The organism is Polaromonas sp. (assembly GCF_041689105.1).
Taxonomy (GTDB): Bacteria; Pseudomonadota; Gammaproteobacteria; order Burkholderiales; family Burkholderiaceae_C; genus Polaromonas.
The window spans coordinates 1-12831 of record NZ_JBDNGU010000023.1; the positions used below are offsets into that span (position 1 = coordinate 1).

The 12831-nt window shown below is 61.7% G+C and carries 10 protein-coding genes; 9 read left to right on the forward strand and 1 reads right to left on the reverse strand.

The features are described from left to right. A partial coding sequence (gene katG, locus ACESMT_RS01945; RefSeq protein ID WP_372824725.1) for a catalase/peroxidase HPI occupies positions 1-1932 on the forward strand: 1932 nt, incomplete at its 5' end. A gap of 148 nt (positions 1933-2080) precedes the next feature. After that, complete coding sequence (locus ACESMT_RS01950) at positions 2081-2452, forward strand: carboxymuconolactone decarboxylase family protein (RefSeq protein WP_372824774.1); 372 nt, start codon at positions 2081-2083, stop codon at positions 2450-2452. Positions 2453-2578: 126 nt separating this feature from the next. On the opposite strand, the gene ACESMT_RS01955 is transcribed toward ACESMT_RS01950, so the two are convergent. Continuing rightward, entirely contained in the window at positions 2579-3133 is a 555-nt protein-coding gene (locus ACESMT_RS01955) for a LuxR C-terminal-related transcriptional regulator (protein WP_372824727.1), read from the reverse strand. A gap of 109 nt (positions 3134-3242) precedes the next feature. Here ACESMT_RS01955 and ACESMT_RS01960 point away from each other — a divergent pair, with 109 nt between their 5' ends. From ACESMT_RS01960 to ACESMT_RS01990, 7 genes are all read left to right on the forward strand, one after another. After that, positions 3243-3950 carry a CoA transferase subunit A gene (locus ACESMT_RS01960; protein ID WP_372824729.1) on the forward strand — a complete coding sequence of 236 codons (708 nt, stop codon included), beginning with the start codon at positions 3243-3245 and terminating at the stop codon, positions 3948-3950. Between the two features lies 1 nt (position 3951). After that, complete coding sequence (locus ACESMT_RS01965) at positions 3952-4590, forward strand: 3-oxoacid CoA-transferase subunit B (protein WP_372824730.1); 639 nt, start codon at positions 3952-3954, stop codon at positions 4588-4590. Positions 4591-4866: 276 nt separating this feature from the next. Continuing rightward, entirely contained in the window at positions 4867-6402 is a 1536-nt protein-coding gene (locus ACESMT_RS01970) for an ExeA family protein (RefSeq protein WP_372824731.1), read from the forward strand. Next, the gene (gene mshL, locus ACESMT_RS01975; RefSeq protein ID WP_372824733.1) at positions 6399-8183 is read left to right on the forward strand and encodes a pilus (MSHA type) biogenesis protein MshL; all 1785 of its coding nucleotides are present in this window, start codon (positions 6399-6401) and stop codon (positions 8181-8183) included. Before ACESMT_RS01970 ends, mshL begins: the two co-directional genes overlap by 4 nt. Then, a complete protein-coding gene (locus tag ACESMT_RS01980) occupies positions 8180-9916 on the forward strand; it encodes a tetratricopeptide repeat protein (RefSeq protein ID WP_372824734.1) in 1737 nt (578 codons plus the stop codon). Before mshL ends, ACESMT_RS01980 begins: the two co-directional genes overlap by 4 nt. Beyond that, a complete protein-coding gene (locus ACESMT_RS01985) occupies positions 9913-11628 on the forward strand; it encodes a GspE/PulE family protein (RefSeq protein ID WP_372824736.1) in 1716 nt (571 codons plus the stop codon). The genes ACESMT_RS01980 and ACESMT_RS01985 overlap by 4 nt, the downstream gene beginning before the upstream one ends. Continuing rightward, positions 11628-12830, forward strand: coding sequence for a type II secretion system F family protein (locus ACESMT_RS01990; protein ID WP_372824738.1), 1203 nt, complete (start codon positions 11628-11630; stop codon positions 12828-12830). Before ACESMT_RS01985 ends, ACESMT_RS01990 begins: the two co-directional genes overlap by 1 nt. The last annotated feature ends 1 nt before the right edge of the window (position 12831 follow it).

The following is a 12831-nucleotide window of genomic DNA, read 5'->3' on the forward strand; positions in this document are numbered from 1 at the left end:
CCGTTCTTCGTCCGCATGGCCTGGCACGCAGCGGGCACGTATCGCATTTCCGATGGCCGTGGTGGCAGCGGCAGCGGCGAGCAGCGCTTTGCGCCGCTCAATAGCTGGCCCGACAACGGCAACCTCGACAAGGCACGTCGTCTGCTCTGGCCGATCAAGTCCAAGTACGGCCGCAAGCTGTCGTGGGCTGACCTCTTCATCCTGACCGGCAATATTGCGATGGAATCGATGGGTTTCAAAACCTTCGGCTTCGGCGGCGGTCGCCCGGACGTCTGGGAGCCAGAAGAGGACATCAACTGGGGTTCCGAAACCACCTGGCTGGGCGACGAGCGCTACAGCGGCGACCGTGAGCTCGCGAATCCGCTCGCCGCCGTCCAGATGGGCCTGATCTATGTGAACCCTGAAGGCCCGAACGGCAAGCCTGACCCACTCGGTTCTGCACGCGACATCCGTGAGACTTTCGCCCGCATGGCCATGAACGATGAGGAGACCGTGGCGCTGACCGCCGGCGGCCACACCTTCGGCAAGTGCCACGGCGCTGTTGATGCCAAGTACATCGGCGTCGAGCCGGAGCGCGCTGATGTCGAGCACATGGGCCTGGGCTGGATCAACAGTTTCGAGACCGGCCACGGCGTACACGCCTTCACCAGCGGCATCGAGGGCGCCTGGACCAATAACCCGATTCAGTGGGACAACGGCTATTTCGAGAACCTTTTCGGCTACGAATGGGAGCTGACAAAGAGTCCGGCCGGTGCGCACCAGTGGAAGCCTGCTGGCGCCACCGGCGATGGCACCGTGCCCGACGCGCACGACCCCAGCAAGCGCCATGCGCCCATGATGACGACGGCCGACATGGCCATGCGCATGGACCCGGCCTACGAGAAGATTTCGCGGCGCTTCATGCAAAACCCGCAAGCGTTCGCCGACGCTTTCGCCAGAGCCTGGTTCAAGCTGACCCACCGCGACATGGGCCCGATTGCCCGCTATCTTGGCCCGTTGGTGCCGAAGGAAGAGCTGCTCTGGCAAGACCCGGTGCCCGCCGTTGACCACCCGCTGGTCAATGCGCAGGACGTGGCTGCGCTGAAGGTGAAGATTCTTGCCTCCGGTTTGAGCACCTCCCAGCTGGTCGCGACGGCCTGGGCATCGGCTTCAACCTTCCGTGGCAGCGACAAGCGCGGCGGCGCCAATGGTGCGCGTATTCGCCTGGCACCGCAGAAGGATTGGGAAGTCAACCAGCCGGCTGAACTGGCGAAGGTTCTCGCGAAGCTGGAAGCTGTCCAAAAAGAGTTCAACGTCGTGCAATCTGGCGGCAAGAAGGTTTCGCTGGCTGACCTGATCGTGCTGGGCGGCACCGCTGCCGTTGAAGCGGCTGCGAAGAAGTCCGGCCACGCTGTGACCGTGCCCTTTTCGCCGGGCCGCACCGATGCCACGCCGGAGCAGACCGACGTTGCGTCATTTGTTCCCCTGGAGCCGATGGCTGACGGTTTTCGCAACTACGTGCGCAAGGGGCATGAAGCCGGGGTGGCCGATCAGCTCGTGGACAGGGCCAATCTTTTGAGCCTGACCGCACCCGAGATGACGGTGCTGGTCGGTGGCCTTCGCTCGCTGGGTGCCAACGTTGGCCAGGCCAAACACGGTATTTTCACCAAACGCGCCGGTGAGCTCACCAATGATTTCTTCGTCAACCTGCTCGACATGAACACGAAGTGGCAGAAGTCTGCTGACGCCGAGTTTGTGCTGGAAGGACGAGACCGCAAGACGAACGAGCTGAAGCTCACGGGCACGGTCGCAGATCTGGTGTTCGGCTCCAACTCACAGCTCCGGTCGCTCGCCGAGGTCTATGCCAGCAGCGATTCACAAGAAGCCTTCGTGCGTGACTTTGTGGCGGCCTGGACCAAGGTGATGAATCTGGATCGTTTCGACCTGGCTTGATGGATGTTCGCCCCAAGCCCGCTCTGGTGAAAGCCTGGGCGGGCTTTTTGACGGCCAGGCGCGTGAGCTATCCTCAGGATTTTTTCCGGAGTACACCGTGACTGCTGCAACTGACAAAACCGGCAACCCCAACGTCGACACGCACAACATGAATTTCGACGCCGGCCTGGCAACGCGCAAGCAGGTGATGGGTGAGGACTTCGTGGCCAACGCGCTCGGCAATGCCACGGATTTCACGCGCCCGATCCAGGAGCACATCACCGCCAAGGCTTGGGGCGATGTCTGGCAACGGCCGGGCCTGGACCTCAAGACCCGCAGCCTGATCACTGTGGCGATGCTCACGGCGCTGGGCAAACAGCATGAGCTCAAGGGCCATTTGCGTGGCGCCTTGAACAATGGCGCCACGCCGGCCGAGCTGCAGGAAGTGCTGCTGCATGCGGCGGTGTATTGCGGTGTGCCGACGGCGGTGGATGCCTTCCGGACGGCGGCCGAGGTGGTGGACGGACCGAAAAAGGGCTGAGCCGTCGCACGGCGGTGTTTTTACAAAATCCTTAAGGAATTTTGGCCTCCAGCCTTTATGGGATGGCCGCAAGCAGCTATCAAATCAGGAGCATGCCATGAGCCTTGCGCCCGGGTTGGCGCAGGCTCAGCCCTCGATCAGCTTGTGCACCAGGTCGGCGGTGGTTGACGCCTTGTACTTGCGCATCAGCCGGGCGCGGTAGATTTCCACCGTGCGGTGGCTGATGACGAGGGCGCGGCCTATCTCCTTGGAAGTCATGCCGTCCATCAGGTGGGCGGCGACTTCGCGTTCGCGCGCCGTGAGTTCAGCCTTGACCGGCCGCCGTGAGCTCAGGTCTTCAAACGTCCAGATGCCGGACTCGTGCGGCGCGGCGCGGTTGAGCGCGCGCCCGGTGACGTGGCACCAGAAGGTTTCGCCCTTGAGCCGACCGTCGACACGTTTCATGATGCGGTCGTCGGCGTAATGACCCTTGGCATTGAGGATGGGCAGCATGCGCGCGCCTATGCGCTCATATTCGTCGGCGCTGGGGTAAAGAATCTGGAAAGACTGGCCGGTGAGCTGTTCGTGCGTGGCGCCGAACATCTCGCACAGGTGCTGGTTGCAATCCACAATGGCGCGGTTGCGTGACAGCACCAGGCCGACAGGGGCCATGTTGAATGCGAGGCGGTAATCGATGTCCATGAGGTCTGTGAGAGGCACTGAGGGTTAAGCTTTAGGGATAACTACGTATGTTTATAAGTAGTATCGTAAGGCTTTTGAAGTTTGTGTTGAAGTTCTCCAGGAGATTTTTGTGAATAAACTTTTCCCCTCCGCTGCCGAAGCCCTTCAGGGCGTCGTCAAGGACGGCCAACTGATGGCTGTTGGCGGTTTCGGTTTGTGCGGCATTCCCGAGGCGCTGATCCAGGCGTTGGTAGACAGCGGCGTCCAGAACCTCAGCGTGATTTCCAACAACGCGGGGGTCGATGGTTTCGGCCTGGGCAAGCTGCTGGAGACACGCCAGATCAAAAAAATGATCTCCAGCTATGTGGGAGAGAACAAGGAGTTCGAACGCCAGTACCTGGCGGGCGAACTGGCGCTGGAGTTCACGCCGCAGGGCACGCTGGCTGAAAAGCTGCGCGCCGGTGGTGCGGGCATTCCCGCCTTTTTCACCAAGACCGGTGTCGGCACGCAGGTGGCCGATGGCAAGGAGTTGCGCGAGTTTGACGGCGAGACTTATGTGATGGAGCGTTCGCTGCTGCCCGATGTGTCCCTGGTCAAAGCGGCCGTGGCGGACAAGTCGGGCAACCTTCGCTTCAACCTCACCGCCCGCAACTTCAACCCTGCCGCCGCCATGGCCGGGAAGATCTGCATCGTGGAGGTGGAGAAGGTCGTCGAGGTCGGCGAACTGGCACCTGACGACATTCACCTTCCGGGCATCTACGTGCACCGCATCGTGCTGAACGCCACGCCTGAGAAACGCATCGAAAAACGCACGCTCACCGAAAAGAAAGGGGCCTGAGATGCCTTGGACCCAAGACCAGATGGCGGCGCGTGCCGCCCAGGAACTCGAAGACGGTTTCTATGTGAACCTCGGCATCGGTATCCCGACGTTGGTGGCCAACTTTGTGCCAGCCGACAAGGAAGTTTGGCTGCAGTCGGAAAACGGCATGTTGGGCATCGGTGCCTTCCCGACTGAAGACGAGGTCGATGCCGACCTGATCAATGCCGGCAAACAAACGGTGACCACGATCAAGGGTTCATCGATCTTCGGGAGTCATGAGAGCTTCGCGATGATTCGCGGCGGCAAGATCAACCTGAGCATCCTGGGCGCGATGCAGGTCAGCGAGAAGGGGGATCTCGCCAACTGGATGATCCCCGGCAAGATGGTCAAGGGCATGGGCGGTGCGATGGACCTGGTGGCAGGCGTCAAGCGCGTCATCGTGCTCATGGAGCACGTCGCGAAGAAAAAAGACGGTACTGAGGACCTGAAGATTCTCGAAAACTGCACGCTGCCGCTGACCGGCCAGGCCGTGGTGGACCGCATCATCACCGACCTCGCTGTGATGGATGTGACCCCTGATGGCCTGAAGGTGGTTGAACTGGCGCCCGGCGTGACGCATGAAACCCTGCAGGCGAAAACGGGCTGCAAGCTCCACTGAGGAGGGCTTGCGGTGCCCTCCGCGGCTGAACTGGGGGGGCGAAGGCTGATCGCCAAGGCTTGTAGCTTTTGCCCTTCGTGCCGGCGCGCGCGGGGTGTGGCGCGCTGACAACCCGCGCCGAGAAACCAGACCCCTATGGGCCTGAAGTGCAGGCAAAGCCATGAATATGTGACCTGTTACTGAAGAAAAACAGGTTTAATTACAACAAGTTTCTGTAACTTGTTGTTTCATATACATAATCGCCGGGTGGCTGCATTTATCAAAGCAGCACCAAATATGAGCGTCCTTTATCTAGACCACTTCAGCCTGGCGGCCGACCCTTTTCGAATCACACCTGACACGGAGTTTTTTTTCACCGGGGGTCAGCGCGGCGATATTCTGGAAGGCCTGATTGTGGCGGCCATGCACGACGAGGGCATCGTCAGTGTGGTCGGCGAAATTGGCATGGGCAAAACCATGCTCAGCCGCATGCTGCTGGAGCGGCTTAGGCCCCTGCCGTCCGACACCGTTTATCTCGCCAACCCCGTGTTTGATCGCGATGAAATCCTTGGGGCCATTGCCCACGACCTGATGCCGGTGCCGCCGCAAGGCAACCGCGCCCACATGCTCGCTGCCCTGGAAGCGGTGCTCATCGAGCGGTACTCGCAGGGCCGGCGGGTGGTCGTGGTGATCGACGAGGCGCACAGCATGCCGGCCACCACGCTGGAAGAAATTCGCCTGCTTTCCAATCTGGAGACCACGCAGCACAAGCTGCTGAAAATCGTGCTTTTTGGCCAGCCCGAGCTCGACGAGTTGCTGGACGCGCCACAACTGCGCCAGGTCAAGGACCGCATCAGTCATCGCTTCGAGTTGCAGCCGCTCAACGCCGACGAAGCCTCTGCCTACCTGCGCTTTCGCCTGCACAAGGCGGGGTGGACGGGCGGGGAGTTATTCGATGCCGAGGCGCTCAAGCTGCTGGTCCAGGCCTCGGGCGGACGCACGCGCAGGCTCAACATGCTGGCCGACAAGTCCTTGCTGGCCGCTTATGCCGAGGGTGTTTCCCAGGTGGGGGCAGGACAGGTGGCGCGTGCTGCCGGAGACAGTCTGCCGCATGCAAGGCGCAAGGCGCTGGGGGAGACTTTCGGGGCGCTGCGCGGTGCAGGCCGCTGGCCCAGGTTGCTGCCTGCAGGGTTGGGCGCATTGGCTATTCTCGCGCTGGGGTATGGTCTTGGTTATGGCCTCGGGCAACGCAATGAGGCCCAGCCGCTGGCTGCTGGCCCCCAGCAGCGTTCTGCCGCTCTGGTTGAAGTACAAGCGGCTTCTGCCGCGCCAGTCCCGCCCGCACCCCCTGCGCCTGCGCCAGTGGCGGTCGCTGTAACAAGCCCGACGGCCCAGACTACCGGGACGCCCGGTTTGGCCCCCGTGTTGCCGAAGGCTGCGACGGACGAGGCTGACAGCCCCTTGCGCTCTGACTCCCTGGCAACGCGGATGCAGGCCACCCATCAATTCATTGCCAACCCTGCTACCACTGGCTTTACGGTGCAAGTGCTTTCCCAGAAAGCGCCCCGCCAGGCGGAAGTCATGTTGATGGCGCAGGAAATCCAGCAGGCCCTGGACCAGGGGGCCGAAAAATCGAATCAAGCCCCATCCACCCTCCCGGTGCTGATTCATGACCGGCTTTACCATGGGCAGGTTTTTCATGCCATGTACGTGGGACACTTCGAGAGTCGACTCGCGGCCATGAAATTTGTTGAATCCTCCCCCCCAGCCGTGAAGCGCTACAAGCCCGTCATACGCAGCCTTGACGCCATCCGGAAGGAGCCTGCCCCTTGAATATCCTACGTCCCCTCTGGAAAGCCGCATGCGTGATCGCCTTGCTTGCCGGTTGCGCCACGCCGCCGCCGCCGCTTTTGCCGGGCCATCTGGCCCAAGACCCTGGCCAGATTCCGCCGCTGGCGCAACCCGCAGCGGATGCGGGCATTCCCGCACTGTCATCCGGCGCGCCGCGTCTGCCTGCGCCCCGCGCCGTGATTCCACAGGAAACCTACAGCGTGGTCGTCAGCAACGTCAGCGCCCAGACCCTGCTGTTTGCACTGGCCCGTGACGCCAAACTCAATCTGGATATTCACCCCAGCATCACGGGTACCGTGACGCTCAATGCCCTGGACCAGACCATCCATGAACTGCTGGACCGCGTCGCGCGCCAGATCGACATGCGTTATGAGCTGGAGGGAAAAAACCTGTTTGTGTTGCCCGACGCGCCGTTCCTGAGGCTGTACAAGGTTGACTATCCGAATATCACGCGTGATTCGGTCAGCAGCACCGGTTCCGAGTCCCAGGTGGCTACGACGGGGCAGGGCACGGCCACGGGCACTGGAAACTCATCGTCGGCATCGATTCGTAACACGTCAAACAACCGCTTCTGGCCGACGCTCACGGACAACATCCGGGACTTGCTTCGCGAGACCGACAAGGTGATTCAAACCACGGCCGCAGCGACGCCAGTGGCTGCACCGGCACCCGCTTCGGCAGCATCTCCAGTGCTGGGTGCAGCCGGCGCTGCTGCACGTACGCTCACGGGAGGCGCCGCAGCGGCTGCGCCTGCTGCGACGCCCCAGCCGCTTTACCGCGAAGCCGCGTCGGTGATCGCCAACCCCGAAACGGGTGTGATCAGCGTCCGCGCCACCGGCAAGCAACATGCGCGTGTGCGCGAGTTTCTTGACCAGGTGGTTGGCAATGCGCGGCGTCAAGTCCTCATTGAAGCCACTATCGTCGAGGTAGCGCTGACCAATGACTACCAGCAGGGCATTAACTGGACGGTGATACGCAACGCGGTGGCTCCTGGAGGAACCCAGCTCGGATTGTCCATGTTTCCGGGTGGCGGAACGGCATTGCCGACAGGGGTAAACCCACCATTTTTGGGAATGTTTTCCGCTTTGCGGACGGGCAGCAAGACCGACCTCGGTGCGGCAGTTCGATTGCTCGAATCATTTGGAAAGACTCGGGTTCTGTCCAGCCCCAAAGTCAGCGTCATGAACAACCAGGCCGCACTGCTCAAGGTGGTGGACAACAAGGTGTATTTCACGATCTCCGTGACACCGGGCATTCCGGCATCGCTGGGCGTGGCTGCCGTCGCTGCGGTGTTCACCACCACCATCAATACCGTACCGGTCGGTTTCCTGATGAATGTGACAGCCCAGGTGGGCGATGACAACGAGATTACCCTGAACCTGCGTCCATCGGTGTCCCGGATCACAGGTTTCGCGAACGATCCAAACCCCGCTCTGGCGCAGGCAGGCATCACCAACCGAATCCCTGAAATACAGACCCGCGAATTCGAGTCCATCATGAAAGTACGGGACGGAGAGACCGCCGTGTTGGGCGGGCTCATGCAGGACGACCGCAGTAACGCCACCGACCAGATTCCCGGTGTGGGCGATGTTCCTGCCGTTGGCGAGTTGTTCAAACTTCGCAGCAACCAGTCCAACAAAAGTGAGTTGGTGATTTTCCTGCGGCCGACCATCTTGCGTGACTCCAGCATCGATGGTGATGCTTCTTTTATACGGAGCCAGTTGTCCATCGGAACACCCGTCCCCGTGGGGCGGCGGCAATGAGCCTCTTGCTTGATGCGCTCCGGCGGGCTGAGCAGGACTCCAAAAAGCGCAAGCTCGCTGACGCGGATACCTCTGCGCTGACGCCGGCGGCCGCGTTGCTTGAGCCTGCGCTTGTCCCGGACCCAAAAGTGGCTGCGGAAGAACTCACGCTTCAAGAGCAATCGCCTGTCATCCCGCCTGAACCGGCGGCTGAATCTGCGCCTGAACTGACGCTGGAAAACGCATTGCCTGAGCCAGTGCCTGAACCAATGTCTGAACTGGCACCTGAAAACCCGTTGTCTGTCGCTCCCAAAGCCGATTCGGCTCAAGCGCAACCTGCGCCTGAGGCCAGTTTTCTTGATTTCGAGTTGCCGGCGGATGATGAGCCCCTGCCCGAGCCCGTGATCCCGGCTTCTTTGGCTCCCCGCAAGGCATCTGCGTCGTATGGCCGTTATGACCGGCCGGCCTGGGAGGACTCGAGCTCGAACTGGGGTGCGTTGACCGCCAACCCGGTACCGTTCAAAAGATCAGGGCCCGATGAAGCAGCCGTCAGCGGACCCGCACCCAGCAAGCCCGTGAAACGGCGGGCTGCCGAGCCTGTTCCCGAGCGCCATGCGTTTGCACCGCCCATTGATGCATCTGCGCTCAAGTCGGCGTCCAAAAAGCCCGACCCGCCGCTTCCCCTGTCTACAAGCAGCTCTCGCCAGGCACTGTTGGCCGCTGGTGTCATGGCCGGTAGAAAGTCCCCGAAAAAAATGCCGAGCGGGCAGCGGCGCCGCCAATGGCTGCTCGTCGTCGTTGCACTGCTCGTCGGCTTGCTCTTGTCGGCTTTCCTGCTTTTTGGCGACGCCCTGTTTGGTTCTTCCAGCAGTTTGGTGGCCGTCAATGCCCCCGCGCCTGCACCAGCGCCAGCTGAGGTGAGTCCGCCTCCTGTGCCCGAGCCAGAGGCTGTTGTGCCAGCAGCCAGCACGGGTGCGCCTGCTGTACCGGCGCCCGAGCTTGCGGCGGCTTCCGTGCCTACGCAGGCCGCGCCGCTTGCGCGCACTCCCGCCGCGAGGTCGACCGCCCGCGAAACCGTTGATACGCCGCCCCGCAACCGGGCTCCTCGCAGCACGTCCAGCAACAGTTCAGGCCCGGCTGCGCCTGGTGTTTCCTCCACAACAAAGACGACAAACGCCGCAAAGCCTGCGTCGCTCATGGAGTCGGCGTACGCGGCTTACCAGGCCGGCAATACCACCGAGGCGACGCGCCTGTACCGCGAGGTTCTCAAGGCCGATGCTACGCAGCGTGATGCCTGGTTGGGTTTGGCGGTTATTGCGCACTCCAGCAACCAGCTTGAACCGGCGATGGATGCGTACCGGCGGGTCTTGCGCCTGGAACCGCAAAACGCCACGGCACTGGCCGGCGTGAGCAGCCTCAGCCGGGCCGCCGGGGAGCCGCAACAGGAGTCGCGCCTGCGCGAACTGCTGGCCCGCTCGCCGCAGGAGGCTGACCTGAACCATGCCCTGGCCCTGGTGCTGTCGGGGGAGCAACGCTGGTCCGAAGCACAGCCGCTGTTCTTCAAGGCGCACACGCTCGCCCCCAACGAGCCCCAGTTTGCCTACAACCTGGCGGTCTCTCTGGATCACATGCGCAAGTCCACCCTTGCGGCCCAGTACTACGAAACGGCCCTTCGGCTGGCGCAGGGGAAGGCTGCAGCTTTTGACGAGTCGAACGCGCGCACCAGGCTGGCTGCGCTGAGGGCTGCACGGTGATCGCCAAGCCGGATATCTACAACCCGACGACGTTCTATCTTGAGCTCGAGCGAAGTGGCCTGATCACGCAGGACCAGGCCGAGATCGCCTGGACCGAGCGCGAAAAACGCGGTGGCTCCTTTGGCGACATCCTTGTCAGCCTGGGCATGTTGTCGATGGACGACCTGACCGCCATCATGGCGGCGGCCAGCGCGACGGAGGCCATCAAGCTCAGCGACATGGTGCCCGACGACGCGGCCATCAAGCTCATCCCGAAAACGCTTGCGCAAAGTTACGACGTTTTCCCGGTGGGCTTCGACGCTGACAGTCGCAAACTGATGGTGGCCATCACCGACACCAACGACATTGTGGCCATGGACCAGTGCCGGTCCGTGGTGCCCGTCGATATTTCTCTGGGCTGGCGGCTGGCATCCAAGGCCGACATCAAGGCGGCGATTGACCGTTTTTATGGGTATGCGCTGTCGATTGACGACATACTCAAAGGTCTGCGCACCGGCAAGATGGATGACGCTGCCTTGTCCATGCGTGGTATCGAAGCTTTCGCGCATCCCATCGTCCGGTTGATTGATGCCTTGCTGGCAGATGCCGTCTACGAGGGCGCTTCTGACCTGCACTTCGAGCCGGAAGAAGGATTTTTGCGGATCCGCTACCGCATCGACGGCGTCCTGCGGCAGGTCCGCGTGCTGCACAAGCAATACTGGCCTGCGCTGTCCGTCAGGCTCAAGGTTTTGTCAGGCATGGACATTGCGGAAACACGCGCACCGCAGGACGGGCGCATATCGATGGTGATTCGCGGCCACGATGTGGACTTCCGTGCGGCTGCGCAGCCAACCATTCACGGTGAGAACTTCGTGCTGCGGGTTCTGGACCGGCGCAAATCGATTGTTCCCTTGGACAAGATGGGTTTGCCCGAAGCACGTATGAACACGCTGCGCATGATGCTCGCGCGGCCTTACGGCATCATTCTGGTCACCGGCCCGACTGGCAGTGGCAAGACCACCACGCTGTATTCCATCCTCAACGAGATGAATACCGAAAGCGTCAACATCATGACGCTGGAAGACCCGGTAGAGTATCCGATGGCCCGCATCCGGCAGGCCTCCGCTGCAGACAACCCCAAAATGGATTTTGCCAACGGCATCCGGTCCATGATGCGGCAGGATCCGGACATCATCCTGGTGGGCGAGATCCGCGACCACGAAACTGCCGAGATGGCGTTTCGCGCCGCCATGACCGGTCACCAGGTGTTTTCGACCCTCCATGCCAACTCGGCGGTTCTTGCCATCGCACGTCTGCTGGACCTCGGCATTCCCGCAAGTGTCATGACCGGCAACCTGATCGGCATCGTGGCCCAGCGTCTGGTGCGCCTGTTGTGCCCCAAATGCAAGGACGCTTATGAGGCGGGCGATGTCGAGAAGACCCTGCTGGGCGCGCCGGTCAAACTGCCGCTGACTCTGTACCGTGCCGTGGGTTGCCCGCAGTGCAAGGGGCAGGGCTACAAGGGCCGGACCAGCATCATGGAGTTGCTGCGCTTCGACATGGGGCTGGACGACCTGCTGTCGCGCAATGCCCGCACGCCGGAGATATCGGCTTATGCACGCAGCAACGGCTTCACTACCATGGCTGAAGATGGCCTTTCCCGTGTGGCGGCAGGGAGCACCTCGCTCGAAGAGGTGGCCAGGGTGGTGGACCTGACTCGGGTGGGTACCTGATGCTGGAGTTCAGCTACAAGGCCATCACCGCCGAAGGCCGGACCATTTCGGGCCGGCAGTCTGCCACCAGCGAGTCTGACCTTGAAGCACGCCTCGGGCGCATGCAGCTTGAGTTGCTGCATGCAAAGCCCGTGCGCGCCGCATCGATGTTCGCGCGCAAGAAGCTCGAAAATAAGGAGCTCATCAATATCTTCATCCACATGCAGACGCTCAGCCAGGCGGGCGTGCCGCTGTTCGAGTCGCTGATTGATTTGCGCGACTCTGCGGATACGCCAAGTGTGCGCCGGTTTATCTCGGACCTGGTGGACCGCATCGAGGGCGGCGCCAGCCTGTCGGATGCGCTGGAGCAGTCGCCGGCCGGCATCGACAAGGTCAACATCAGCCTGATCCGTACCGGCGAGGCCACGGGCAAGCTGCCCGAGGTGCTGGCGGAATTGGTGGAAAGCCTGAAGTGGTCGGACGAAATCGCCGCCCAGACCAAGAAGCTGCTGATGTACCCGGTGTTTGCAGGGACCGTGGTGCTGGGTGCCGTCGGTTTTTTGATGATTTACCTGGTGCCGCAGTTGATTGGCTTCATCAAGAACCTGGGTGGTGTTGTGCCTTTGCAGACGCGGGCGCTGGTGGCCTTCTCCAATTTCCTTGTCAACTACTGGTACACCATCCCGTTGGCGGTGGCCGTGATTGCCGCGGCATGGATCACGGCCGTGCGCGTGTCCCCCGAAGCCAGGCTGTGGGTGGACGGTGCCAAGCTTCGCATGCCAATCTTTGGCCCGATTCTCAAAAAAATCATCATGGCCCGTTTTGCCAAGTCATTTGGGCTGATGTACCGCAGTGGTGTCTCGGTGCTGGACGCGATGGGGTTTTGCCAGAGCTTGTCGACCAACGCGGCTTTTCGCAAAGCCATAGGGGGTGCTGCACAGAGTATTTCCCAAGGGCAGAAGGTGTCTGACGCCTTTTCCGCGACCGCTTTGTTTCCGGCGCTGGTGGTGCGCATGATCCGCGTAGGTGAGACCACGGGCGGGCTGGACAAGGCGCTTGACAACGTGAGCTATTTTTATACGCGCGAGGTCAATGACTCCATTGAAAAACTGCAAAGCCTGATCCAGCCCCTCCTGACCCTGGTGTTGGGCGGCATGATCGCCTGGATCATGTCGTCGGTGATGTTGCCCATCTACGACCTGATCTCCAAGGTCAAGTTCTAGC

Excerpts from the sequence above, each read along its gene's own strand:
- ACESMT_RS01990 (WP_372824738.1), top strand. The coding sequence starts at position 11,628 with ATGCTGGAGTTCAGCTACAAGGCCATCACCGCCGAAGGCCGGACCATT.
- ACESMT_RS01965 (WP_372824730.1), top strand. The coding sequence starts at position 3,952 with ATGCCTTGGACCCAAGACCAGATGGCGGCGCGTGCCGCCCAGGAACTC.
- ACESMT_RS01955 (WP_372824727.1), bottom strand. The coding sequence starts at position 3,133 with ATGGACATCGATTACCGCCTCGCATTCAACATGGCCCCTGTCGGCCTG.
- ACESMT_RS01950 (WP_372824774.1), top strand. The coding sequence starts at position 2,081 with ATGAATTTCGACGCCGGCCTGGCAACGCGCAAGCAGGTGATGGGTGAG.
- ACESMT_RS01970 (WP_372824731.1), top strand. The coding sequence starts at position 4,867 with ATGAGCGTCCTTTATCTAGACCACTTCAGCCTGGCGGCCGACCCTTTT.
- ACESMT_RS01980 (WP_372824734.1), top strand. The coding sequence starts at position 8,180 with ATGAGCCTCTTGCTTGATGCGCTCCGGCGGGCTGAGCAGGACTCCAAA.